Source organism: Amycolatopsis sp. MEPSY49 (assembly GCF_051337345.1).
GTDB lineage: Bacteria > Actinomycetota > Actinomycetes > Mycobacteriales > Pseudonocardiaceae > Amycolatopsis.
This window is the reverse complement of sequence record NZ_JBDLYJ010000001.1, coordinates 601,606-625,814: the sequence shown is the minus strand read 5'-3', so window position 1 is coordinate 625,814 and position 24,209 is coordinate 601,606. Positions and strand designations below refer to the sequence as shown.

Here is a 24,209-nt window from a genome sequence, read left to right as displayed (position 1 = left end):
CGCTAGTCGTGGTTGGCTGTGTTCGTGACGGACTACGTCGACGGGTACTGCGAACGCGTCGGGCCCGGGCTCTGGGGTGAGCCGCTCAACGATCTCAGCAACCTCGCCTTCCTCGTGGCCGCCGTGCTCGTGTGGCGACTGGCCGCGGGGGACCGGATCGGGCGGTTGCTCGCCGCTCTGATCGGGCTGGTTTTCGTCGCCAGCGGCGTCTTCCACCTGGTTGCGACGCGCTGGGCCGGCGCCGCGGACTCGGGCGCCATCCTCGTCTTCGTGCTGGTGTACGCCGTGGTGTTCGTGCGCGAGTACTGGAGCCGGCGGTGGGCTTGGGTTGCCGTGCCGGGGTTTCTCGCGCTCACCGTCGGCACCGCGTTGCTGGGCGGCGGGCTTTACCTCGCCCCGCTGATCGGGCTGTTCGCCTTCGCCGCGGTGCTCGCCGTCCAGCGCGACACCGCCTGGACGCACTTCGCCGTCGCCGGCGCGGTTTTCGCGCTCTCGCTGAGCCTTCGCACGCTCGACCGGGACGTATGCGCATACGTCCCGGTCGGCACGCACTTCCTCTGGCACCTGCTCAACGGGCTGGTGCTCTACCTCGTATCCCGAGCGGTCATCCGTCCTCAGTGGACTTAGTGGACGCCGATCGGGCGCAGGTCCTTGTCGTGCTCGTCGGCGTGGTAGTCCTCGGCGTTGGTGTCGTCGGTGCCGTTGAACACCTTCAGCTGCCGGGCGATCACCGTGACGATCGCCGCGACCACCAGGTTGGCGACCAGCGCCACGAAGCCGACGTAGATCTGGACCTGGGAACCCGCGAACGGGTGCCAGCCGAAGATCGACATGTTGCCCAGCGCCAGCGCCGAACCGCCGAAGTGGAGCTTGCCGTTGGCCGGGTTGGGGATGCCGTACAGCATGATCAGGCCCCAGCCGATGCCGACGACCCAGCCCGCGATCAGGCCCCAGCGGTGGAACCAGCGCGTGTACAGCGCGAGCGCCACGGCCGGCAGCGTCTGCAGGATCAGCACGCCGCCGATGAGCTGGAGGTCGATCGAGAACTGCGGGTCGATCAGGATGATCACGGCCACCGCGCCGAGCTTCACGACCAGCGAAGCCAGCTTCGCCTGCTTCGCCTCTTCCGCCGGGGTCGCGTTCTTGCGGATGTACTCCTTGTAGATGTTGCGGGTCCACAGGTTGGCCGCGGCGATCGACATGATCGCGGCGGGCACCAGCGCGCCGATGCCGATCGCGGCGAACGCGATGCCGGCGAACCACGACGAGAACTGCGTGTCGAACAGCACCGGGACGATCGTGTTGCCGTCCGCCTTGCCGGTCGCCGCGTTCGTCAGCGGCTTGACACCCGCCGTGATCGCCACGTAGCCCAGCAGCGCCAGCAGGCCCAGCACCAGCGAGTACGCCGGCAGCGCGACCATGTTCCGCTTGATCACGTTGCGGCCGCGCGAAGCCAGCACGCTGGTCAGCGAGTGCGGGTACAGGAACAGCGCGAGCGCCGAACCCAGCGCCAGCGTCGCGTACTGCAGCTGGTTGTTGGCCGTCAGCAGGATCGACCCGGCCGGCTTGCCGGTGGCCGGGCTCGGGGTGCCGAGCTTCTTCGCCGCCGCGTCGAAGATGTGCGACCAGCCGCCCAGCTTCGAGGGCAGGTAGATGATCGCCACCAGGATCACGATGTAGATCAGGATGTCCTTGACGAACGCGATCAGCGCGGGCGCCCGCAGACCGGACTGGTAGGTGTAGAAGGCCAGGATCACGAACGCGACCAGCAGCGGCAGGTGCCCGACGATGCCGGAGCCGTTGATGCCCATCGTCCGCAGCACGGCTTCGAGGCCGACCAGCTGCAGCGCGATGTACGGCATGGTCGCGACGATGCCGGTGATCGCCACCAGCAGCGCGAGGATCGGCGAGCCGAAGCGGCCGCGCACGAAGTCGGCCGGGGTCACGTAACCGCGGACCCGCGAGACCGACCACATCCGCAGCGCCGGGAGCAGCACGATCGGGTAGACGACGATCGTGTACGGCAGCGCGTACAGGCCGAGCGCACCGGCGCTGAACACCAGCGCGGGCACCGCGACGAACGTGTACGCCGTGTAGAGGTCACCGCCGAGCAGGAACCACGTGATCCACGAGCCGAACTTGCGGCCGCCGAGGCCCCATTCGTCCAGGTGGTCCAGCGTGCTGCCGCGCTGCCAGCGCGACGCCATGAAGCCGAGGACGGTGACCAGGGCGAACAGGATCGTGAAGATGATCAGCTCGGGCCACTGCAGGTTGCTCATCGAGCGTCCCCCTCGTCCAGGTCCTCGACGCTCAGCTTGTCCGGTGCGTCAACGGTCGGCTTGTCCCGCGTCATCAGGTAGACGATCCAGGTGCTCAGCACCCCGACCGCCACCATGAGGAACTGGAACCAGTAGAAGAACGGCATCCCGAACAGCCGTGGACCGTCCATGTTGAACAGTGGCGTGACCAGGACCAGCAGCGGGACGATCAGGAGCAGGTTCCACGGGCTGAACCGCAACCCGCGCACCTTCCCGTCGTGCTTCACAGTCGACATCGGACCTCACCTAACACTCCCGTAACCGACCGCCTGACCTTAGAACCTGGGTGACAGGGAGTCACGTCTGTCCGATATCGATTTGATCGCCCCGGTCCGCGTTGCCCGACCAACGTCGGTTGCCCCGCCCCCACCCGGCCTATAGGAATAGCCGGACTCGCACGCGAAAACCCGATAAGGGGCAACCGTATGACACGACTCCGCTACGCGGTGGTGATCCCGGCGATCGCCGGCACCCTGCTGGCCGGGTTCACCCCTGCGTTCGCAGGCCAGGATGCCGCGGCCGGCAAGCAGCCGCTGAACTCCACGAACATCCCGCCGCAGTACGCGAACCAGACGCTGAGCTGGCACAAGTGCGCCGTGCCCGACGAACTGCCGACGGCCCCGCCCGCGGGCGCCGAGGACATGGAGTGCGCGACCTACAAGACGCCGCGCAACTGGTACCAGGCCAACGCCCAGATCGACCTGACCATCGCGGTCAGCCGGCTGAAGGCGACCAAGGACGCGACGGCCAGCGTCGTCACCAACCCGGGCGGCCCGGGGGCGCCCGGGCGCAACTTCCCGGCGCGCCTGCGCAACCAGCCCAAGCTGCGCGAGCACCAGGAGATCGTCGGGTTCGACCCGCGCGGCACCGGCAAGAGCACGAACATCACGTGCGGTGGCGCCATCGGCACCGGCTCGGACCTGGACCCGCGTGACCGCAGCAAGCAGAACCTGAACCTGATCATCCAGGCGACGAAGTACGCGGCGCTGTCCTGCCAGCAGAAGTCCGGCGAGCTGGGCCCGCTGATCAACACCGACCAGACGGTCAAGGACATCGACCTGCTGCGCGTGCTGCTCGGCCGCGACAAGATCAACTGGGTCGGCTACTCGGCGGGCACGTGGATGGGCGCGCACTACGCGCAGGCCTACCCGACGCGCACCGGCCGGTTCGTGCTCGACTCCGCGACGGAGTTCACCACGACCTGGCAGAAGTCGTTCGACTGGCAGCCGCTCGGCTTCGAGCGCCGCTGGCGGCAGGACTTCCTCCCGTGGATGGCGAAGTACGACAAGCTCTACCACTTCGGCACCACCGGCGAGGCCGCCCGCCAGACCTACGAGCAGGTCCGCTACGCCCTGACCCAGGGCGCGGTCACCCTGCCCGACGGCTCGACCGTGTCGGCCAACGGCCTGGACTCCTTCATCGCGTCTTCGATCTATTCGAAGCGTTCGTTCCCGGGCCTGGCCGACTACCTGGTCAGCGTCCGCACGCTGACCCAGGGCACCGCGTCCGCGCAGGCCAAGACGTCGGCCGCGCAGAAGGTCAAGGCCGCCGACAAGAGCACCGAGACCTCCGGCGCGCAGCCGCTGATGGTCCCGACCGACGGCGACGCCTACGACGCGTCGTTCTGGACGATCCCCTGCAACGAGGGTCCGTGGACCGGCTCGACCCAGAGCGCCATCAAGCAGTCGCAGAAGTTGATCGACCAGCAGCTGCCCCTGCTCGGCGCGGGCTGGTTCATCCAGCCGTGCCTGTTCTGGAAGAAGCCGCCGGCCCCGCTGCCGGTGCTCAACGGCAAGGGCGTCCCGCCGGTGCTGATCGTCGAGTCGGAGCACGACCCGGCGACGCCGATCGAGGGTGCGCGGCGCGCGCACAAGGCGTTCGACAACTCGCGGATGCTGACGATCACCGGTGAGGGTGACCACGGCATCTACGCCGGCGGCAACGCGGGTGTGGACAAGGTCGTGGAGGCCTACCTGGTCGACGGCGTCGTGCCGAACGACCAGAGCCTGCCCGGCATGCCACTTCCGGTGCCTCCGGGCGCCTGAAGGCACTAGATGTGGTGGGGCCCCGCCGATCTCCGGATCGGCGGGGCCTTTTCCACACCTGTGCACAGAGTTGTCCACCATCTGTGGACAACTCTGGTATTAGTATTGGCGCCATGGTGCGGGTACCGCTAACGGACGAAGAGCGCGAACGGGGCGAACGCCTCGGCCAAGCGCTGCGAGCGGCGCGGGCCGGCCGGAGCATGGTCGACGTCGCCGCGGAGGCCGGGATCTCGGTCGAGACGCTGCGGAAGATCGAGACCGGGCGGATCCCGACACCGGCGTTCTTCACGGTCACGGCCATCGCGGACGCCGTGGGCCTGCCGCTGGACGAGTTGCGCGCAACCGTCGCGGAGACGGCGTCCCCACCGCTTTCCCAGGCGAGCTGACCCCGGAACATGGGCTGGCACCTCACCGAGGACATCGACGACTTCCTGGCTCGGGCCGACGACTTCCTACGCTCGAAGCCCGCGCTGCACACCTCGCCGCTGACCCGGCTCGAGAAGCTGCGGAAGCAGGAGGAAGCGGGCACGCTCTTCGGCCGGCTGGAGCAGGACGGCGAGGTCCGCGCGATCTGCTACCGCCGTCCGTCGCAACGCCTGCTCCTCACCGCGGTCACCCCCGACCAGGCCGACGCCCTCGCCGCGGAACTGGCCGGCCGGCCGTTGTCCGGCGTGACCGCGGAGGACGACACCGCCACCGCGTTCGCCGAGGCGTGGCAACGGCGCACCGACGTGGTGCCGGTGCCCGGCGTGCGAGTCCGGCTGCACCGGCTAGGCACGCTCACCCCGCCGGAACCGATGCCCGAGGGCCACGCTGTGGACGCGCTGGACCGCGCGGAGATCATCCGCTGGTGCAGCGAGTTCGCCACCGCGGTCGGGCAGGCGCCCTTCGCCGACGAGCGGTCCTGGGCCGCGTCGAACTTCGCCGACAAGCGGTTCACGTTCTGGGCGGCCGACGGCCCCGTCGCCATGGCCGGCGCCACCGCGATGGTGGCCGGCATGGTCCGCGTCGACCCGGTCTACACCCCGGCCCGGTTCCGCGGCCGGGGTTACGCGGGCGCCGTGACGTTCGCCGTGAGCCAGGCCGCGCTGGCGGCGGGAGCGACGGACGTCGTCCTCTACACCGATCCCGCCAACGTCACCAGCAACGCCCTCTACCGGCGGCTCGGGTACGTCCCGATCGCCGCGTTCACCGGGTACGACTTCCGCTAGACCGGGCGGAGCTGGTTCAGGATGTGCTCGCGGTCGTTGAGGAACGCGCACGCCGGGACCGGCAGGTCGTAGCTGTTCAGCAGCCGCTCGAAGTCGGAGAACTCGTCCGTCGAGAAGCCGAAGCCGACCTTGACCGCGTGGGCCGCCAGGACGTCGGCCAGCTCCTCCCACTCGCCGGACCACAGCAGCGTCCGGTAGTGCGTGTAGTCCTCCGGGGACAGGCGGTCGGCCAGCTGGGTCAGGACGCTGTCGCCGAAGAAGCTGATCCGGTTCTCCTTGAGGTCGGCCACCGTCGGGTTCGCCGGGTCGCGGGCCGCGTCCGGGTTGCGGACCACGCCGGGGCCCGCCACCGGGTACGCCGTGTGGACGTGGCCGTTCTCCTCGACCAGCACGATCAGGTGCACGTTGTACCGCTCGCCCGCGCAGCGCCAGCGGCCGTTCGGCTGCCGCCGCCGGGCCTCGCTGGGGTCGTTCGCGACGTCCTTGACGACCGAGATGATGTGCTCGTCGCTCCAGCCGGGCGGGAACTCACTGGTCGACCGCCGCCCGACGCCCGGTGCGTGTCCGCCGCCCACCGCTGCTCCCTTCGACGGAACGAGCGTAGGTCAAACGGCGGCCGACAGCACCACGATGCCGAGCACGAGCAGGTCGAGACCGCGGAACAGCTGGCGGGTCAGGTTGGCGGGCATCGGCCCGACCGGGGTGTCCACGAAACCCGGATTCGCGTAGTCAACGGCGGTGCGCGTGACTGTGCGCAGGATCGAGAGCACCGCCAGCGGCACGGCCAGCCACGCGCCCACGCCGAACGACGTCCCACCCGCGAGGGTGACCACGGCGAGCACGCCCGCCCAGAGCAGGCCGGTGCCGGCGAGCACCACACCGTGCGCCAGGACGAGGTCGCGGTTCGACGACCCGAGCCAGCGGCGGCGGCCCGGGTTGCGCCACAGCTCGCCGAGCCCGGCGCCGAACGGCGTCAGCGCGACGTACGCGCCGATGCCGGCCAGGACCGCGCCCGGCAGGGTCGGCAACGCGATGTGCGCGACGACCACCGCGAAGCCGACCAGCACCGCCGCGCCCGCGTAGCGCGACCGGCCGAGCGTGCCCGCCACCGCCAGCCGCAGCGGGGTCGGCCGCCGGACCGAAAGGCCGATCGGCGCGGACGGCGGGAGCAGCATCATCGGGTCGAGGAAGGTGACGGCGACCGAGCGCAGCACCCGGCCGTCCCACCCGGCGAGCAGCGCGGACCGGCCCGCGCGCGAGACCGGTTCGCCGCCGAAGGCCAGCGGCAGCGCCGCGACCAGCACGCCCGCCGCGACGAACTCGACGGTCACCGGACCGAGGCCGAGAGCGGTGATCGCCAGCCCGAACACCGCCAGCACCAGCGGGCCGAACGCGTCGAACCCAGTGCCTTCTGGGGCCGAGCCCCAGACCCCAGCCGGGGGCCGAGCCCCCCTGGACCCCCCAAATGCGAGTGGCGTCCGCCGCGCGCTCACGAACGCGACCACCGCGGTCGCCGCGACGACGGCGATGCCCGCGCGCCACTGGTCCAGCCCGGCGCCGCCGACGGCCAGCATCAGCGCGGCCAGGTAGCCGGTCACCGCGACGACGCCCGTCCAGGCGCCGAGCAGCCGCAGCGTGACGACGCGGCCGCGGTCCACCGGCGCGAAGTCGAGCCAGGTCAGCTCGGCCGGTTCGACCCACGCGAACCCGCGGCGCAGCAGGCCGCGCCAGCCCACCGCGCAGCAGAGCGTGAGCAGGCCGAGCACGGCGGGGAAGTCCACGTGGGCCGAACCGTAGACGGCCTGGCGCCAGGCGTCGACGTGGAAGAACGCCGTGAACAGGAACCCGAAGGCGAACAGGAAGAGGAACGAAGCCGAGTCGCCGCTGAAGATCCCGCCGAACCGCTTGCGGCCCGGGATCCGCATCCGCCGCGGCGCCAGGGTCACCACAGCTCGAGCGTGCTGTCCGCGGCTTCGAGCAGCGGCGGGTGGTGCGTGGCCACCACGACCGCCGCCCCGGCCGCCGTCGACCGGGCGATCAGCTCGACCAGCCATTCCTTGCCCTCGACGTCCAGCGCGCGCTCCGGCTCGTCGAGGAGCAGTAGCTGGTGCGGCCGCGCGGTGACGCCGAGCAGGAGCAGCCGACGACGTTGCCCCGCGGAGAAGTGCCCGGACGTGACGCGCATGCGGTCGCCCAGCCCCGCGTCGCGCAGCAGTTCCTCGTGGTCGCCGAGGTCGGCGCCGAACGAGCCGGACAGCAGTTCGAGGTGCTGCATCGGCGTCAGCTCGGCGAAGAAGTCGGAGTCGTCGAACAGCACCGAGACCTTGCGGCGGAACTCGACGTCCCGCTCGTCCGGTGCCTTGCCGTCGACGAGCACGCGGCCCCGCTGCGGCTTCTGCATGCCGTAGAAGCAGCGCAGCAAGGTCGACTTGCCGACCCCGTTCGGCCCGACGATCGCGGCGCACTCGCCGGGGTCGACGGAGAAGTCCAGGTCGTCGAACAGCCACAGTTCGCCGGCCCGGACGCCGATGCCCCGCGCGTCGATCATCGGAGGTGCTCGAGCACCGGGGCGAACTCGTCGAGGAACATCTCGAGGATGGTGAAGTAGGTGAACCCCCACCGCTCCCGGTGCGCGCGGATCTGGTCGGCGATCTGGGCGGGCGTGCCGACGAGCGCGATCGGCAGCTCGCCGATCTCGTCGGCGGTCATCCCGCCCGGGACGAGCTGCTCGAGCTCGGCCAGGCCGGCCGCGCGGTCGTTCGTCACCTTCACGAACTGGCAGAGCAGGTTGAACTCCACTTCGGACGCTCGCTCGCCGAGCTTCGCCCGGACGAACGCCACCCGCTCGTCGACGTCCGCGGGGGTCCCCGCCGCGATGGGCGCGCCGTCCGGCGTCTTCGCCGTGCCGGTGAAGCCGATGATGTCGGCGTGCTCGACGGCCAGGCTCAGCACCCGGTCGCCACGGCCGCCGAGCAGCAGCGGCGGCCCTTGGGGACGGACCGGCGACGGCTTGTGCTCGGGGTCGGCGTACAGCCGCTTCAGCTCGAGGATCGTGCGTTCGAGGTGGTCGACGCGCTCGCCGGCGGACGGGAACGGCATCCCGGCCGCTTCGAACTCCGCCTTGACGTACCCGGCGCCGAGCCCCAGCTCCAGCCGGCCGTCGGTGAACTGGTCGGTGCCCGTGACGTCCCGCGCCAGCAGCACCGGGTTGTAGAAGGGCGCGTTGAGCACGAAGGTGTTCAACTTGACGCGGGAAGTGGCCTCGCCGGCGAGGACCAGCGACGGGAAGGGCGTGGCCATGCCGAGGTGGTCGGCGACGGACAGCACGTCGTAGCCGAGGTCCTCGACCTTGCGGCACTTCTCGACCCACGCGGCGCGGCTGTCCGGAACCACCATGTTGACGCCGAAGCGGAAATCCCCAGTCATGATCCCCAAAATACTCACCGGAGTTTTTCGATCACCGGCGCCAGCCGCGTGAGGTCCTCTTCGATCACCGTGAAGTAGCTGACGCCGAGCGTCTCCCGCGTGTGCAGCAGCTGCTCGGCCGCCGCCTCGGCCGACCCGATGACGACGGTGGGCAGCGCAGCGAGCTCGTCGGCACCGAGGTGCGGTACGAGCCGACGCGCTGTTTCGAGCGCCGACCGCCGGTCGTCGGTGACGCGGATGAAGTGGATCAGCAGGTTGAGCTCGGCGTCGCGGCCGCCGAGCGCCCGGTTCGCGAAGCCGATGCGCTCGGCGAGCGCGGCGGGACCGGCCAAGGCCAGCCGTCCTTCGGCCGCGCCGGGCGCGGTGCCGGTGAAGGCGATGGTGTCGGCGTGCTCCGCGGCGAACGTCAGCATCCGGTCGCCGCGGCCACCGAGCAGCAGCGGTGGGCGGGGGCGGCCTTCGTAGGCGCGCTCGAGTTCGGCGACCGCGCGGACGAGCCGCTCGAACCGCTGCCCGGCCGTGCCCCACTCGATGCCCGTGGCCTCGAACTCCGCGCGGGCGTACCCGGCGCCGATCCCGACTTCGAGCCGGCCACCGGTGAAGTCGTCGAGTCCGCTGAGGTCGCGCGCCAGCAGCACCGGGTTGTGGAAGCTCGCGTTGAGCACGTACGTGTTGAGCCGGACCCGTTCGGTGGCCTCCGCGGCGAGCAGCAGTGCGGGCACCGGAGCGACCCGCCCGAGGTGGTCGACCACGCCGACGACGTCGTACCCGAGGTCTTCGGCTTGCCGGCACTTCGCCACCCATTCAGCTCGTGAGCCGGGCGTCACGAGCGCCACCCCGAAGCGAAACGGTTTCATGACCGCGAAACTACCGGGAAAAGGTAGAAGGGGACGCCTCCCGGATGCGGCCGGGAGGCGTCCCCTTCTGTCTCAGGGAGCTCAGGCGAGGCGCTGGGCCAGCGCGTCGAGCTCGTCACGCAACGACGTCGGAACCTTGTCGCCGATCTTCTCGAACCACTCCTCGATCAGCGGCAGCTCCTCGCGCCACTCCTCGGGCTTGACGTCCAGGGCGGCCTGGATGTCCTCGATCGGCTCGGTCAGGCCCTCGGTGTCGAGGTCCTCGGCGCGCGGCACGAAGCCGACCGGCGTCTCGACCGCGTTGCCGCGACCCTCGACGCGCTCGACGACCCACTTGAGGATCCGCGAGTTCTCGCCGAAGCCCGGCCACAGGAAGCGGCCGTCGTCGCCGCGGCGGAACCAGTTGACGTAGAAGATCTTCGGCAGCTTGTTCGCGTCGGCGTTCTTGCCCAGGTTCAGCCAGTGCTTGAAGTAGTCACCGGCGTGGTAGCCGAGGAACGGCAGCATCGCCATCGGGTCGCGGCGCACGTTGCCCACCGCGCCGGCTGCCGCAGCAGTCGTTTCCGACGACATCGTGGCGCCCATGAAGACGCCGTGCTGCCAGTCGCGGGCCTCGTTCACCAGCGGGACCGTCGTCTTGCGGCGGCCGCCGAACAGGATCGCCGAGATCGGCACGCCCTTCGGGTCGTCCCACTCCGGCGCGAGGATCGGGCACTGCGACATCGGCGTGCAGTAGCGCGAGTTCGGGTGGGCGGCCTTCTCCTCGGAGTCGGGCGTCCAGTCCTGGTGCTTCCACGAGGTGGCGTGCTCGGGCTTGTTCTCCATGCCCTCCCACCAGATGTCGCCGTCGTCGGTCAGGGCGACGTTCGTGAAGACCGTGTTGCCCTTCTCGATCGTGCGCATGGCGTTCGGGTTGGTGTGCCAGTCGGTGCCCGGCGCGACGCCGAAGAAGCCGAACTCGGGGTTGACCGCGTACAGACGGCCGTCCTCGCCGAAGCGCATCCACGCGATGTCGTCACCGAGGGTCTCGGCGCGCCAGCCCGGGATGGTCGGCTGCAGCATGGCAAGGTTGGTCTTGCCGCAGGCGCTCGGGAACGCGGCCGCGACGTAGTGGACCTTGTCCTCGGGCGAGATCAGCTTGAGGATCAGCATGTGCTCGGCGAGCCAGCCCTCGTCGCGGGCCATCACCGAGGCGATGCGCAGCGAGTAGCACTTCTTGCCCAGCAAGGAGTTGCCGCCGTAACCCGAGCCGTAGCTCCAGATCGCGCGCTCCTCCGGGAAGTGCGAAATGTACTTCGTTTCGTTGCAGGGCCAGGAAACGTCCTGCTGACCCGGTTCGAGCGGCGCGCCCACGGAGTGGAGAGCGGGCACGAATTCACGCTCGGTGCCATCCGGCGCGACGAACTTCTCGAGGGCCGCCTTGCCGGCGCGCGTCATCACGCGCATGGAAGCGACAACGTAGGCGAAATCGGTGATTTCGATACCCAGCTTGGGGTTCTCGTCACCGAGCGGGCCCATGCAGAAGGGGATGACGTACATCGTGCGGCCGCGCATCGAGCCCCGGAACAGCTCGGTCATGGTGGCCTTCATCTCGGCCGGGTCCATCCAGTTGTTCGTCGGCCCGGCGTCCTCGGGGCGCTCCGAACAGATGAAGGTGCGGTCCTCGACGCGGGCGACGTCGTTCGGGTCGGAAGTGGCCCAGAAGGAGTTGGGCTTCGACTTGAGCTGCACGAACGTGCCGGCTTCGACCAGCTCCTGGTTGATCCGGGCGGCTTCTTCGTCGGACCCGTCGACCCACACCACGCGGTCCGGGGTGGTCAGCTCGGCGACCTCCCGGACGAAGGACAGCACGCCGGTGTGCGTCGTCGGCGCGGTGTCCAGTCCGGGGATGGCGACTGCGGTCATCTCTACTCCTGACTTCCGACGACAAACAAGCCCGCACCGGAACGACGTTGTCCCGGTGCGGGCGTCATTGCCGGCGACCGAATGGCTTCGCACACCGGCTGGCGAACCGGTGTGCGGATTTTGGGATTCTTCGAGAGTAACCGCATGACCGGCAGGTAACAGAGAGCTGACGTGTACGTTCTCTCACAAGACCGATAAGGGGATCGATTCAGAAGGCATCTTTCTTTTCATTGACGACATGAAAAAAGCCCGGGGCCGCAGCCCCGGGCTTTCAAACTATGACCTGAGTCACCCTCAGTTCGGCGAAATCCACTGTCCCGTGCCGGAGTCGATGCGCGCGACGCCTTCCAGCGTCTGCGTGCCGGCGCCGCCCCATTCGGCGTCGCCCGCCGGGTCGCCCTCGCCGCCGGAGTCCATCAGTCCACTGGAGACCTCGGTCCACTGGCCGGGTCCACTGTGCTCGAACGTCGTGGTCGTGCCGTCCGCGTCGGTCTGCACGGCGATGTCCGCTTCACCGTCGCCGTCCTTGTCGGTGAAGGCGATCGTGCCGCCGCTCTTCGTCTCGACGATGGCGGTGTCGTTGTGGCCGTCGTGGTCGGTGTCGATCGTCGCGGCACCCGCGTCGACCTCGCCGTCCGGCATGTCCGCGTGGATGTGGCCGCCGGAGCCGTCGTCGCGGCCGCCGGTGTCGGAGTCGTCGTGGCCGCCCCCGGAGGCCTCGACCCACTCGCCGCTGGCCTCGTCGTAGACGGCCTGCTCGACGACCTTGCCGTTCTCGTCCAGCACGGCGTACTGGTCGGCCTCACCGTCGTGGTTCGAGTCGATGAAGGCCTGGGCGGTGCCGTCGTCGTGCTCGACGATCGCGGTGTCGTTGACGCCGTCCTCGTTCACGTCGTAGTTGACCTCGGCCTGGTACTCCTGGCCGTCGACGTGGACGGTCATCGCCTCGGTGCCGCTGGCATCGGTGTCGCTGCCGCCGCTCTCGTCGACCCACATGGGAACTGCCCCCTTAGAACCGGGTAACGCCGTCTCTGACCTGCTGTCGGAGGGTATGACTCACCGTAGGCCCGTTCGGTTCCGCTCCACAACCGGGCGGCTGCTCAGGCCGTCTTGTCCCGCAGTGCCCGGATCCGGGTGAGGAAGGCTTCGGCGCGGTCGCGGCCTTCGGAAACCTCTTTGAGCCGCTTCGACACGATGGCGATCTTCTTGGCGCGTTCCTGGGCACCCATCTTGATCGTCTTGTCGACTTCCTTCAGCTCGGCCTCGATGGCGTCGATGCGCCGGCCGAGCGCCTCGTCCAGGGCCATCGACAGCTGCTGCTCGGCCTCGATGAGCTGCTCGGCGACGAGCTGGTCGAGTGTCGAGCGGGCGTCCGCGATGGCCTCGACCAGCCACTGTTTCATGTGCTGCTTGTCTGCCGCGTGCTTGCGCGTGCGGGCCATCCACCAGCCGGCGCCGAGGCCGATGATGATCGTCGCGGGCAGCACGACGGGGTTGAGGATCGCGACGCCGGCCAGCGGCAACGCGGCCACCTTGCCCGCGCCGACGCCGCCCGAGATGCCCATGAAGACGAGCAGCTTGTCCTCGGCCGTCGGCGGCTTCTTGTCCGGCGGGCGCAGCACCACCGGCGGGCCGCCGGCCCGGGCGAACTGCGCGCGGATGACGTCGAGCTCCTCGGGGGAGAACAGCTCCGAGAGCGAGACGTTGGTGACCTGGTTCAGCCGTTGCGAGAGCAGCATCGAAATGCGCTGCGACGTCGTCTGCAGCGCGATGTCGACCTGCTGCGGCAACGCGGCCAGCTCGTCGCGCTTGGCGGCGTCGATCAGCTGGCGGAAGTGGGTCTGGGCGTCCCGCATCTGCCGGGAGCTCTCGTGCCCCACCTCGACGCGGGTGCGCTGCACCTCACCACGCAGCTTCAGCTGCCAGCCGCGGGTCGACGTCCGGCGCTCGGCCTGCAGCTGGTCACGGCGTTCGCGCAGCTGCTCGGCCTCGGCCTCGCCCGCGGACAGCGCCCGGCTCTCGGCCTGCAGCTTCGCCTTCAGCTCGCCGAGCGCGCTGGACAGCGCACGCAGCGTGTTCGCCTCGCCCAGCATGGCCGAGCGGCCGACGAGGAGCTCCTGCAACGCCGTCTGCACCGCGGCGACGCCGGACTTCTCCCGCAGCATCGCGGCCATCTGCTCGTTCGGCGCCTTCGAGGCCGTCTCGAACATCCGCGCCGACACCGGGTGGAACACGGCGTCGGCGAAGCGGGGCGCGTGCTCGCGCAGCAGCTGCTTGTCGGCCTCCATGACCTCGCGCCAGCCGCGGAACATGTCCACCTTGGTCAGCGCGAACACCACGGTCTCGACGCGCTCGCCGACGTCGCGCAGGAACTGCAGCTCGGTCGACGTGAACGGCGCCGAGGCGTCGACGACGAACAGCAGCGCGGTCGCGCCCGCGGCGGCTTCCTTGGCGAGCTCGCCGTGCATCGAGTCGAGCCCGCCGACGCCCGGGGTGTCGACCAGCGAAAGGCGTTCGAGCAGCGGCACCGGCCCGGTGACCTCGACGTACCGCGGCGGGATCTGTCCCGGCGGCAGCTCGTGCGCGGCGGACACCCAGTTGATCAGCTGGCCGAGGTCGATCGGGACCGACGCCAGCTGGCCGGGGTAGCAGGCCTGCGCGCCCCACGCGTCGGCGTGGTCGAACACGAGGTAGGTGGCGGTGGCGACGTCGGCGTCCACAGGGGACAGTCCCGGCGTCGCGAGCAGCGCGTTGACCAGCGAGCTCTTCCCGCGGTTCGTCTCGCCGACGACCACCACGGCCGGCTTCTTCGGCCGGGCCTTGCGGACCTCGTCGACCCACTTCGCGGCGTCCGGGTCGGCGTCGCGGACGACGGTCAGCAGCTGGTCGCGGGCCGCCTGGACCTGCGCGGGCAGGCTCGGCGCGGTCGGTGCGCTCACGGGTTCTTCTTCGCGTAGACGGTGACGATCGGGGCACGCAGCAGCCGGTCGTGGTCGGCGAAGCCGGTGACCTCGGTTTCCGCGACGACGCCGTCGAGCGCGGGATCGTCGGTCGGGACCGCGCCGCCGGCCTCGTGACGGGCCGGGTCGAACCGTTCGCCGTCGGGCCGCAGGGCCTGGACGCCGATCGCGGCGAGTCCTTCTTCCAGGCGTTCGACGACGCCGCCGCTGCGGGCGCGGTCCAGGGCGTACAGGCACATCTGGATCAGTGCCTGGCGATCCGCGAGGGCACGTTCGAGATCGCTCACCTGCTGCAAGGGGTGCACATCGGTGTCCGACGCGGCGGATCCGCGGTCGGTTCCGTCCTTGCGAAACCACGCCATGCGGACAGTCTTGCGGATTCAGCCACCCGCCGGGGGCGAAACCGGGCGAAGGAACCGGATCAGGATCGTCCGGAGGATCGCTTGTTCGGCCGCGAGATCGAGGTCCGGGTCGAGACTCGCCCGGGAAATGATCGCGTCGAGCAGCCCGGCGACCCAGCCGGCCACCGCGCGCGAAGGCAGGCCGGGGTCGATCAGGCCGGCGTCGACGGCCCGGTCGACCAGGACGGCCAGGCCGTCACGCAGGGCGCTGTCGTTGCGGTGGATCAGCTCCGCGAACTCGTCGTCGCGGGCGGCCTGCGCGGCGGCCTCCAGGACCAGCCGGCCGACGGCGGGGTGGGCGAGCTGGCCGGCCAGTTCGGCGACGACGTCGAGCAGCGCGGCCCACGGGTCGTCCGCCTGCGCGGCGGTTTCGAGGCGCCCGGCCGTCTCGACGGCGTCGTCGGTGAAGATCGCCGTGAACACCGCGCGCTTGTTCGGGAAGTAGTGGAAGAGGCTGCCGGAGCTGATGCCCGCGGCCCGGCAGATGTCCGCCGTCGTCGTCCGCTCGAAGCCCTTCTCGGCGAAGCAGCCGGCGGCCGCGTCGACGATCGAGGCGCGCTTGGCCGCGTGCTTGGCCGGGTCGACCGTCCTCATCGCTCGACCGGCGGTTCGTCGCGCCAGGGGTAGCCGTGCTCGGCGAAGGCGGGCGCCAGCTCGTGGTTGCGCAGGTCGGTCTTCTCGCGGGCGATCTCGCGGCCGTCGGTCGTACGCAGGACGAGCTCCTTGCCGTCGAGGTAGACGGCTTCGAGGTCGGCCTCGATGCGCCGCGTCTTGTCGCCGCGCACCAGCGTGACGCGGGTCGGCGACACCGTGACGACCAGCCGGTCGGTCGCCCAGACCACGGCGAACACCAGGCCGAGCACGAGCCCGCCGGCGACCGCGGCGAGCGTCGCCCACGGCTGCGGCAGCTTCGTGAGCACCTTGAACACGCCCTGGAACGGGAAGGCGTCCAGGCCGCTGACCCACGCGGCGATGGCCCAGACGCCCACGCCGAGCGCCCCGCCGAGCAGCGGGCAGCCGATCCAGGACGCGGTGCGCAGCCACGACGGCTCGTCGACGGTCGTCTCCATGCCGCCTATTATTAGACCGCGTGCTCGGTTTATGAAAGCCGAGGCTCAGACGAGCTGGTCGATCACGTCGCGGAGCACGGCTTCGAGGCCGGGACCGTCCTCGGCGAGCCGGGAGCTGACGAGCAGCTGGTCCTCGGCCGTGCGCAGCCAGATCGACCCGGCGACGGAGATCTCGATGACGTTCAGCCGGAACGGGTACGCGCGTCGGCCCAGCCGGACCTCGGCCTCGCGCACGAGCTGGCCGAGCCGTTCGCCGGCCACGATCTGCCGCCGGTAGAAGCCGGGCGCCCACGGCGTGCCGCCGGTCGGCTCGCCCCCGCCGCGCAGGGCGGGCCCGCGCGCGTTGGCGAAGTGGCGGGCCGCGGCCGGGCCGAAGAACTCGAGCGCCTGGCGCATCGCCGAGCCCTGCGCGAGCGCGGGCCTGCCGTAGCGGGAGCGCGGGCTGCGCGGGTCCGGGTCCTCGCGGTTGCGCAGGAAGGCCAGCAGGTCGACCCACCAGTCGGCCCACTGCGCCTGGACGGCCGCGCGGTCGATCTCGCGGGGGACGTGCACCGGGACCTGCGGCTCCACGGGCGGCAGCACCTGTCCTTCGGAAACGGACAGCGCGAGGGCGTCACGGATGTACAGCGCGACGTCGATCTCGTTCTCGCTGCTCCAGCCCGCTCGCCACGATGTCGTGTTTTCTAGGCGCACGCCTCAACAGTACGCGGGAAAAGGGCGCTGACCGGCGAAGTCGGCAAGTAGGAACAAACTCAGGCTTCGCGGACCTGTTGCCAGATCAAGAAGTACGCCCGGTGCACGACGTGCGCGACGCGGCTCTGCGCGGGCGTCGCGCCGAAGGACGCGAAGGACCGCCACCAGCCGGCGCGTTCGAGCGCGTGCGCGGCGAGGTCCGGCCGGGGTGCGCCGGGCTTGCCGAGCTGGGCCCCGATGTCGGCGTTGCTGCCGACGCGCAGGACCTCCTCGGACAGGTCCTCCGGCATGTCGACCGCGCCGGACGCGACCAGCGTCAGCGCTTCGAGCAGCCGCAGCTGGTGGGCTTCGGGCTTGGCTAGCAGCACCTCGATGGCGTCGTGGACGCGCTGGCGTTCACCCGGATCGCCGGAGGCGTGCGCGAGCGCGGTGACCGACGCGAGCGCGGCGGCCGCCTTGATGCCGTCGGCGCGGGCGGCGAACACGATCGACAGCCGCTGCCGCACCGCTTCGAGGCCGGACGCGTCGAGCAGCGACCGCCGCAGCGCGCCCGCCGTGATCTCCGGTTCCTTGCGGATGGCCTCGACGGCGTGGGAGATGCCGAACAGGTCGAGCTTCTCCAGCAGCCGCAGCCGGGTGCCCGACGGGACGTCGCACTCCCAGGTCGTGAAGATGTCGGCCGAGATCAGCATGGTCTGCAGGATGTCGTCGTCGAGGCCGGCGAGCTGCCGCAGCGCCTCGGCGTCGGCGGAGGTGAACCCGCCCGACTCGGCGGACTCGGCGATCAGCCCGATCACCGGCAGCACGTCGGCCACGCGCGGCTTCAGCGTGCTCGCCTGTTTCTCGGCGAGGATCGTCGCGGCCTTCCAGACGTCGCCGTCCGCGCCGTCGACCGACTCCGGCGCGATGGTGTCGGCCTTGTTCAGCACGGCGATGGCGTTGACCGGGCCCGCCTCACGGCTCGCGGTGGCCGCGGTGAAGGCGGCGAGGGCCTGCTGGTCGTCGGCGCGGACGCCCTGGGTCACGACGTAGAGGACGGCTTCGGCGCCGGCGACCGCGTTGCGCGAGGTGTCGTCGAGCTCGTCCGAGCCTTCGTCGTCCTTGGCGTGCTTCGCGGCGCCCAGCAGCTGCTCGGTCCGTGACACCGAAGCGGCGTCGAGCGAGCCGAGGCCGGGGGTGTCGATCACCGTCATGCCCTGCAGGACGGCGTTGGTCAGGTAGGCCTCGATGTGCGACACCTTTTCGATGTCGACGCCCAGCTCGGCCGGGATCATCCCGTCGGCGGCGAAGGGGAGCACCTGCTTGCGGCCGTCGGTGAAGACGATCTCGACGCGGTCGACCGTGCCGTACTGGAACCGGGTCACCAGCCGCGTGCACTCGCCGATGTCGGTCGGCGCGACCCGGCGCCCGATCAGCGCGTTGACCAGCGTCGACTTGCCCGACTTGATCCGCCCGGCGACGGCCACCTGCAGCGGCGCGCCGAGCCGGCGCAGCACTTCGGCGAAGCCGGCCGCGGTGCGCGCGGAGACCTGCGACTGCAGCCGGTGGCACAGATTGGCCACCGACATCGACAGCGGTCCCGCGAGCCGGCCCTGCTCCGGTGACGTCACGGCCCCCAGCCCTCCCCGGTCGTACGGACAACCCCGTGAATCGTGCCATGCACGTCATCCGGAGGTCGCACCGAAGGTGGTACCGCCGACCGACGCGCTTCCGGCGGCCCGCGACCTAGTGTTGCCTGGTGCGACGGCTGAGTCTCTGGATGCGTGCCCACCCCATGGCGGGCGACACGGTGCTCGCCGTCCTGCTGGGCTTCATCGACCTGACGCTGTTCGTCGCCGACCAGTTCGCCGAGCTGCCGGAGCTGCCGCCCTGGTACGTCGCCGTGCCGATCAACCTCGCGATGGTCGCGCCGCTGGTGTTCCGCCGGAAGTCGCCGCTGTGGTCGGCCTACGTCGTGCTGGTCATCAGCATCGTGCACGCGACGCTGATGCTCGGCATCGGCAGCGCCGCCGGGCTGGCGATGAGCATCTACTCGGTCGTCGTCTACGCCGGGCGGCGGCAGGGGCTGGTCTTCGTCGGGGCGGTGATCGTCTCGTCGGCCGTGCAGCTGGCGCTGGAACCGCCGGACGACGAGCTCGTCATCGAGATCCTGTTCCTCGCGTTCGGCATCGCGCTGTGCTGGACGCTCGGCGAGTTCGTCGGCGCCCGGCGCGCCTACGACGTGGAAGTGGAGGCCAGGTTGCACCTGCTCGAGACCGAACGTGACCAGGCCACCCGGATCGCGGTGGCCGAGGAGCGCGGGCGGATCGCGCGCGAACTGCACGACGTCGTCGCGCACGCGGTGAGCGTCATGGTGGTGCAGGCCGACGGCGCGTCCTACGCGATCGAGAGCAGCCCCGAGCTCGCCCAACGGGCCCTGCAAACGATTTCCGAGACGGGCCGCGGCGCGCTCGGCGAGCTGCGGCGCTTGCTCGACGTGCTCCGCAGCGACGACGCCGACGGCGAACCGCGCGTCCCGCAGCCGGACGCGCACGCCATCGCCGACCTGGCCGACCGGATGCGCACGGCCGGCGTGCCGGTCGAGCTGGAGGCCGACGACCTCGGCGACCTGCCCGCCGGCGTCTCGCTCGGGATCTACCGGATCGTGCAGGAGTCGCTGACCAACACGCTCAAGCACGCCGGCCGCGGCGCGATGGCGTCGGTGCGCGTGCACCGGACCGGCGACCTGGTGGAGGTGCTGGTCTCCGACGACGGCGCCGGGCGCGTCCCGCAGCTGGCGGGTTCCGCGCAGCGCCTGCCGGGCGGCAACGGCTTGATCGGCATGCGCGAACGCGCGCACGTGTACGGCGGGACGCTCGACGTGGGCCCCGCTCCGGGTGGTGGGTGGCAGGTCCGCGCGGAGCTGCCGGTTAGGTTGGACAAGTGATCCGGGTGGTGGTCGTCGACGACCAGGAACTGATGCGCGTCGGGTTCCGGATGGTGCTGGGCGCGCAGGCCGACATCGACGTCGTCGGCGAGGCGGGCGACGGCGCGCAGGCGATCGAGCTGGCTTCGCAGCTGCGGCCCGACGTCGTGTTGATGGACGTCCGGATGCCGGTGCTCGACGGGGTGGAGGCGACCAAGCGGATCGTCGCGGCCGGCACGGCGCGCGTGCTCGTGATGACGACGTTCGACCTCGACGAGTACGTCTACGCGGCGCTGCAGGGCGGGGCGAGCGGGTTCCTGCTCAAGGACACCCAGCCCGGCCACCTCGTGTCGGCGCTGCGAGCGGTGGCTTCGGGCGACGCGGTGGTGTCGCCATCGGTGACCCGCCGGCTGCTCGACCGTTTCGTCGGCTCCGGCGGCGCGCCGATGCGGGACACCGCGGAGCTGGACGTGCTGACCGACCGCGAGCGCGAGGTGCTCGTGCTGATCGCCAAGGGCATGTCGAACCTGGAGATCGCGGAGGCGCTGTTCCTCTCGGAGGCGACGGTGAAGACGCACGTCGGGCGGATCCTGGCGAAGCTGGAGCTGCGGGACCGGGTGCAGGCCGTGGTGTTGGCCTACGAAACCGGCCTCGCCCGCCCCGGCCTCGCCTGACGGAAGCTGCACTTTCCCTAGGAAAGATGCGCGCAAAGCCCTCCGGACGCATCTTTCATAGGGAAAGTAACGACCGGACGGTCGCGACCACTCGCTTCGGATCTCCGTACAAGTCGGCCTTGGTGACGATCACGAAGCGCCATCCCTCGGCCTCGATCGAGGCGCGGCGCTGCGCGTCGAGGCGCGGCTGGATACCGTCGAGATGCCACTCGCCGTCATACTCGACAGCCAGCTTCTGCGCAGGAAATGCCAGGTCAAGGCGGCCGAGGAAGCCGCCTGACGCCGCTACGACGTCAACTTGGACCTCGGGCTTGAGCCCGGCGACGGTGAGCCAAACCCGCAGCTCGGACTCGGGCACGCTCTCCGAGCGCGCATTGACCAGCGCGATCGCTCTCCTGGCTCGCACCATTCCGTTGTCCCGGCGCGGTCCGAGATAGCGGCGCAGCTCGGCCAGGTCCACCAGCCCGCTGCCGAGGAAGGCGTCGAGGTAGCCGACGGTCCGAGGAAGCGAACGATGCAGCCTGGTGTTCGTGGCGACGTCCAACGCGAGCCGCAGAGGCGTGGCGAGCTGGATGTCACCCCACGGCTCGCTGTCGATCACCCGGCTGGTCCGCCGGATGTGCAATCCGGCCTGCCTGTCGAACTTCAAGTTCTCGGGCACGACGAATTCGACCAAGTCCTGCGGACCAACCAGGTCGAGACCCCAGACGGCCGCTGCCGAGCACCCGGTCAGGACGGCTCTGCTCGGTGCCAGCAGAGCTGCGGCCCGGCACCGCATCGCGTGCGTGACTTCGGTCGTCGAGGCGACGTAGACGTTGCGGAACAGGCGGGTGAACGACGGAGACCGCAAGTCGCACAACGTCAACACCTCTTCGGCCACGGCGTGGCTCCCGATGAAGGGCTCGGCGAAGTCGACCAGGTCACTGCTACGACGGCGGAACACCCTCCAAACCTTGCGTCATACGACTGACAACCAGCCCGGTTCAAGATCAACTACAGCTTAGTTGTCCACATCCCTCGAAATCCCTCCACAACCCCGCATCTTTCCTAGGGAAAGTGCCGTCTCAGAGCCCAGGGGCCGCACTTTCACAGGGAAAGTGGCGTTTGGTTAGCGGAAGGTGTCTGGTGGGGTTGTTGCCGGGTCCTTGCCTGCGTGGCGGACTTCGGTCAGCCAACGGCCGAAGTCCGGGCGGTCGCCGTCGATGTCCGTGTAGCCGTACTCCTTCATCAGCGTCCACGATGCCAGCGTTTGGCCGGCGAAGCGGGAGACCTGCGGGTCTTGGGCGAGGGCCGCGACGCCGCGGGCCAGCAGGTACGGTGTCTCGGAAATCTTGAAGTCGACCGGCGCCAGCTTGCCCACCGCGTCGCGCCAGTTTTCCTCCGTCACCTCGAAGTGGTCGAGCATCGACTCCGACCGCAGGAAGCCCGGCGTCACCGCGAGGCCGACGCAGTCGTTCTTCTTCAGCTCCACGCCCAGCGCCCGGCCGAGCGCGCGGATGCCGCACTTCGCCAGGTAATACGGCAGGCCCGCGCCGACGTAGTCGTCGTTGTCGCCGTCGGTCACCTCCAACACCAGGCCGCGACGCGCGACCACCAGCGGCAGCAGCTTGTGCAGCGCGATGAGGTGGGTGTCCAAAGCGTTGTGCGTCAAGTTGAGCGCGTCCTCCAACGGCGTCTCCCAGAACGGCGCGTCGAAGTGGAAGTACATGTCGCCGCCCCAGACGTCGTCGACCAGGAGGTCGATTCCGTCCACTTCGGACTCGATGCGCGCCTTCAGTGCGTCCACATCGGACTGCGACGTGAAGTCGCAGCGGACGACCACCGCGCGGCCGCCCGCCGCTTCGACCAGTTCGCCCGTCTCTTCGATCGTCTCCGGGCGTTGCATAGGCGACCTCGACGAACGCGTCGTGCGGCCGGTGACGTACACCGTCGCGCCCGCGCGGCCCAGCTCCACCGCGATCGCCCGCCCGCAGCCCCGGGTCGCCCCGGTGACCACCGCTACCTTGCCCTGCAAACTCATGAATCCTCCCGTCCCCGCCACGCGGTCAAAACCGCGTCGACGTCCTCCGCCAGCCGGTCGGCCAGCCGCCCGTGCGGCCGGATCGACCAGTCGATCGACACCCCGTTGATCACGTCCAGCACGACCCGGGCCGCCCGCGGCACGGTCGGCGCGTGCGGCAACGACGAAGCCGCCGCCCGCACGAGCCGCCGCAGTTCTTCTTCGACCGCCGTGAAGTGCTCGCCCAGCAGCGCCCGCAGCACCGGGTCGCCGATGTCCACGCCGAGCTGGCTCAGGTGGTTCGCCGCCTCTTCGGCGTCGCCGAGCACCGCGTAGACCGCGACTGCCGCGGCGCGCAGGCCGTCGACCGGGTCGTCCGCCCGCTCGGCGCACTCCCGCATCTGCTCGACCGCCCGCCGGGTCGCCCGCCGGCTCATCTCCTGCAGCAAACCGCTCTTCGAACCGAACCGCTGCGCGACCGTGCCGACCGAAACCCCGGCCTCCGCGGCGACCTGCGCGAGCGTGAAACCGGGGCCGCACCTGCCGATCACGGTCTCCGCCGCACCCAGCAGCCGCTCGTCGGTGATCCTCCTCGGCCGGGCCACCGCATTATTGAACCACAGTTCATTAATGCCGTCGAATCAGGGTCGTCTCAGGGTCATCACGGATCGCGCATCGGCCGAAGAGCCAGCAAGGTACTACTCAGGTAGGGGGAGCGGTTAGGCCCGCAGGGTGACGCGCGAACCGCCCCCGACCCGCGACGATGAACGCGTCGTAAGCGAGGGGCGGAAGAGGAGCAGTCATGATCGAGGCAACCGGCCTCACCAAGCGGTACGGGAAGACACTGGCGGTGAACAACCTGTCGTTCTCCGTGGCCGCGGGTCAGGTCACCGGCTTCCTCGGCCCGAACGGGGCGGGCAAGTCCACCACCATGCGGATGATCCTGGGCCTGGACAACCCGACGGGCGGCCAGGTCACCATCGGGGGCAAGAAGTACCACGAACTCAAGGAGCCGCTGCGCACCGTCGGCGCGCTGCTCGACGCGAAGTGGGTGCACCCGAACCGCTCGGCGCGCGCCCACCTGCTGTGGATGGCGAAGTCCAACCGCATCCCGGCGAGCCGGGTCGACGAGGTGCTCGACACGGTCGGCCTGACCAGCGTCGCGACCAAGCGCGCCGGCGGGTTCTCGCTCGGCATGTCGCAGCGGCTCGGCATCGCGGCCGCCCTGCTGGGCGACCCGGAAGTCCTGCTGTTCGACGAGCCGGTGAACGGCCTGGACCCGGAGGGCATCCTCTGGATCCGGAAGTTCATGCACCGCCTGGCCGAAGAGGGCCGCACGGTCTTCGTGTCGAGCCACCTGCTTTCGGAAATGGCGCTGACCGCGAGCAACCTCGTGGTGATCGGCCGGGGTCAGCTGATCTCGCAGTCCTCCACCGAGGACTTCGTCGCCCGCGCCGCGGAGAACACCGTCAAGGTCCGCTCGCCGCAGCTGGCCGAACTGCGCGACGCGTTGCAGCGCGCCAGCGCCGGGGTCGTCGAGGAAGCGAACGCGCTCGTGGTGTCCGGCATGGACAGCGACAAGATCGGCGAGATCGCCGCCGCCAACCGGATCGTGCTGCACGAGCTGAGCCCGCAGACCGGCTCGCTGGAGCAGGCCTTCATGCAGATCACCGGCGACTCCGTCGAATACCACACCGGTCTCGACGCCGAGGCGCAGCACGTGCTCGAGTCCGCCAAGTAACCGG

At 70.2% G+C, this 24,209-nt stretch carries 25 protein-coding genes; 7 read left to right on the top strand and 18 right to left on the bottom strand.

Annotation, left to right across the window (positions count from 1 at the left end; genetic code table 11):
* The first annotated feature begins 24 nt into the window (after positions 1 to 24).
* Positions 25 to 627, top strand: coding sequence for a hypothetical protein (locus ABFJ78_RS03130; protein WP_436384075.1), 603 nt, complete (start codon positions 25 to 27; stop codon positions 625 to 627).
* Here ABFJ78_RS03130 and mctP read toward each other — a convergent pair.
* Positions 624 to 2,279, bottom strand: coding sequence for a monocarboxylate uptake permease MctP (gene mctP, locus ABFJ78_RS03125; protein ID WP_436384074.1), 1,656 nt, complete (start codon positions 2,277 to 2,279; stop codon positions 624 to 626). The genes ABFJ78_RS03130 and mctP overlap by 4 nt on opposite strands.
* Positions 2,276 to 2,554, bottom strand: a complete 279-nt coding sequence (locus ABFJ78_RS03120) for a DUF3311 domain-containing protein (RefSeq protein WP_436384073.1) — start codon at positions 2,552 to 2,554, stop codon at positions 2,276 to 2,278. The genes mctP and ABFJ78_RS03120 overlap by 4 nt, the downstream gene beginning before the upstream one ends.
* A gap of 189 nt (positions 2,555 to 2,743) precedes the next feature.
* Here ABFJ78_RS03120 and ABFJ78_RS03115 point away from each other — a divergent pair, with 189 nt between their 5' ends.
* From ABFJ78_RS03115 to ABFJ78_RS03105, 3 genes are all read left to right on the top strand, one after another.
* The gene (locus ABFJ78_RS03115; protein ID WP_436384071.1) at positions 2,744 to 4,363 is read left to right on the top strand and encodes an alpha/beta hydrolase; all 1,620 of its coding nucleotides are present in this window, start codon (positions 2,744 to 2,746) and stop codon (positions 4,361 to 4,363) included.
* A gap of 113 nt (positions 4,364 to 4,476) precedes the next feature.
* A complete protein-coding gene (locus tag ABFJ78_RS03110) occupies positions 4,477 to 4,749 on the top strand; it encodes a helix-turn-helix domain-containing protein (RefSeq protein WP_436384070.1) in 273 nt (90 codons plus the stop codon).
* A gap of 9 nt (positions 4,750 to 4,758) precedes the next feature.
* Entirely contained in the window at positions 4,759 to 5,574 is an 816-nt protein-coding gene (locus ABFJ78_RS03105) for a GNAT family N-acetyltransferase (protein ID WP_436384069.1), read from the top strand.
* Here the strand turns inward: ABFJ78_RS03105 and ABFJ78_RS03100 are convergent.
* From ABFJ78_RS03100 to ABFJ78_RS03040, 13 genes are all read right to left on the bottom strand, one after another.
* The gene (locus ABFJ78_RS03100) at positions 5,571 to 6,149 is read right to left on the bottom strand and encodes an EndoU domain-containing protein (RefSeq protein ID WP_436384068.1); all 579 of its coding nucleotides are present in this window, start codon (positions 6,147 to 6,149) and stop codon (positions 5,571 to 5,573) included. The two genes, ABFJ78_RS03105 and ABFJ78_RS03100, sit on opposite strands and share 4 nt — an antisense overlap.
* A gap of 30 nt (positions 6,150 to 6,179) precedes the next feature.
* Positions 6,180 to 7,523: a hypothetical protein gene (locus ABFJ78_RS03095; RefSeq protein ID WP_436384066.1), complete on the bottom strand. Its 1,344-nt coding sequence runs from the start codon at positions 7,521 to 7,523 to the stop codon at positions 6,180 to 6,182.
* Positions 7,517 to 8,122 carry an ABC transporter ATP-binding protein gene (locus ABFJ78_RS03090; RefSeq protein ID WP_436384065.1) on the bottom strand — a complete coding sequence of 202 codons (606 nt, stop codon included), beginning with the start codon at positions 8,120 to 8,122 and terminating at the stop codon, positions 7,517 to 7,519. The genes ABFJ78_RS03095 and ABFJ78_RS03090 overlap by 7 nt, the downstream gene beginning before the upstream one ends.
* Entirely contained in the window at positions 8,119 to 9,000 is an 882-nt protein-coding gene (locus ABFJ78_RS03085; RefSeq protein ID WP_436384064.1) for an LLM class F420-dependent oxidoreductase, read from the bottom strand. Before ABFJ78_RS03085 ends, ABFJ78_RS03090 begins: the two co-directional genes overlap by 4 nt.
* Before the next feature lie 14 nt (positions 9,001 to 9,014).
* Positions 9,015 to 9,857 (bottom strand): TIGR03621 family F420-dependent LLM class oxidoreductase, encoded by an 843-nt coding sequence (locus ABFJ78_RS03080; RefSeq protein ID WP_436384062.1) that lies wholly within the window; start codon positions 9,855 to 9,857, stop codon positions 9,015 to 9,017.
* Positions 9,858 to 9,938: 81 nt separating this feature from the next.
* Positions 9,939 to 11,762: a phosphoenolpyruvate carboxykinase (GTP) gene (locus ABFJ78_RS03075; RefSeq protein ID WP_436384060.1), complete on the bottom strand. Its 1,824-nt coding sequence runs from the start codon at positions 11,760 to 11,762 to the stop codon at positions 9,939 to 9,941.
* A gap of 294 nt (positions 11,763 to 12,056) precedes the next feature.
* Positions 12,057 to 12,758: a hypothetical protein gene (locus tag ABFJ78_RS03070; RefSeq protein ID WP_436384058.1), complete on the bottom strand. Its 702-nt coding sequence runs from the start codon at positions 12,756 to 12,758 to the stop codon at positions 12,057 to 12,059.
* 104 nt (positions 12,759 to 12,862) lie between these two features.
* Complete coding sequence (locus ABFJ78_RS03065) at positions 12,863 to 14,701, bottom strand: dynamin family protein (RefSeq protein WP_436384057.1); 1,839 nt, start codon at positions 14,699 to 14,701, stop codon at positions 12,863 to 12,865.
* Positions 14,698 to 15,084, bottom strand: a complete 387-nt coding sequence (locus ABFJ78_RS03060) for a nucleotide exchange factor GrpE (RefSeq protein WP_436384055.1) — start codon at positions 15,082 to 15,084, stop codon at positions 14,698 to 14,700. Before ABFJ78_RS03060 ends, ABFJ78_RS03065 begins: the two co-directional genes overlap by 4 nt.
* A gap of 18 nt (positions 15,085 to 15,102) precedes the next feature.
* Positions 15,103 to 15,717: a TetR/AcrR family transcriptional regulator gene (locus ABFJ78_RS03055; protein ID WP_436384053.1), complete on the bottom strand. Its 615-nt coding sequence runs from the start codon at positions 15,715 to 15,717 to the stop codon at positions 15,103 to 15,105.
* Positions 15,714 to 16,193, bottom strand: coding sequence for a YqeB family protein (locus tag ABFJ78_RS03050; protein WP_436384051.1), 480 nt, complete (start codon positions 16,191 to 16,193; stop codon positions 15,714 to 15,716). Before ABFJ78_RS03050 ends, ABFJ78_RS03055 begins: the two co-directional genes overlap by 4 nt.
* A gap of 45 nt (positions 16,194 to 16,238) precedes the next feature.
* Positions 16,239 to 16,886: a hypothetical protein gene (locus ABFJ78_RS03045; RefSeq protein WP_436384050.1), complete on the bottom strand. Its 648-nt coding sequence runs from the start codon at positions 16,884 to 16,886 to the stop codon at positions 16,239 to 16,241.
* A gap of 59 nt (positions 16,887 to 16,945) precedes the next feature.
* Positions 16,946 to 18,454, bottom strand: coding sequence for a dynamin family protein (locus tag ABFJ78_RS03040; RefSeq protein ID WP_436385370.1), 1,509 nt, complete (start codon positions 18,452 to 18,454; stop codon positions 16,946 to 16,948).
* A gap of 191 nt (positions 18,455 to 18,645) precedes the next feature.
* Here ABFJ78_RS03040 and ABFJ78_RS03035 point away from each other — a divergent pair, with 191 nt between their 5' ends.
* Both ABFJ78_RS03035 and ABFJ78_RS03030 read left to right on the top strand, forming a co-directional pair.
* Positions 18,646 to 19,812, top strand: a complete 1,167-nt coding sequence (locus ABFJ78_RS03035) for a sensor histidine kinase (protein WP_436385369.1) — start codon at positions 18,646 to 18,648, stop codon at positions 19,810 to 19,812.
* Positions 19,809 to 20,465, top strand: a complete 657-nt coding sequence (locus ABFJ78_RS03030) for a response regulator (protein ID WP_436384048.1) — start codon at positions 19,809 to 19,811, stop codon at positions 20,463 to 20,465. The genes ABFJ78_RS03035 and ABFJ78_RS03030 overlap by 4 nt, the downstream gene beginning before the upstream one ends.
* Before the next feature lie 55 nt (positions 20,466 to 20,520).
* On the opposite strand, the gene ABFJ78_RS03025 is transcribed toward ABFJ78_RS03030, so the two are convergent.
* The 3 genes from ABFJ78_RS03025 to ABFJ78_RS03015 all read right to left on the bottom strand — a co-directional run bounded on the left by ABFJ78_RS03025 (position 20,521) and on the right by ABFJ78_RS03015 (position 23,069).
* On the bottom strand, positions 20,521 to 21,408 hold the full coding sequence (locus tag ABFJ78_RS03025; RefSeq protein ID WP_436384047.1) for an endonuclease domain-containing protein: 888 nt from the start codon (positions 21,406 to 21,408) through the stop codon (positions 20,521 to 20,523).
* A gap of 165 nt (positions 21,409 to 21,573) precedes the next feature.
* On the bottom strand, positions 21,574 to 22,485 hold the full coding sequence (locus tag ABFJ78_RS03020) for an SDR family NAD(P)-dependent oxidoreductase (protein ID WP_436384046.1): 912 nt from the start codon (positions 22,483 to 22,485) through the stop codon (positions 21,574 to 21,576).
* Complete coding sequence (locus ABFJ78_RS03015) at positions 22,482 to 23,069, bottom strand: TetR/AcrR family transcriptional regulator (protein ID WP_436384045.1); 588 nt, start codon at positions 23,067 to 23,069, stop codon at positions 22,482 to 22,484. The genes ABFJ78_RS03020 and ABFJ78_RS03015 overlap by 4 nt, the downstream gene beginning before the upstream one ends.
* Before the next feature lie 197 nt (positions 23,070 to 23,266).
* On the opposite strand from ABFJ78_RS03015, the gene ABFJ78_RS03010 reads away from it, so the two are divergent.
* Positions 23,267 to 24,205 (top strand): ABC transporter ATP-binding protein, encoded by a 939-nt coding sequence (locus ABFJ78_RS03010; protein ID WP_436384044.1) that lies wholly within the window; start codon positions 23,267 to 23,269, stop codon positions 24,203 to 24,205.
* Positions 24,206 to 24,209 lie beyond the last annotated feature (4 nt).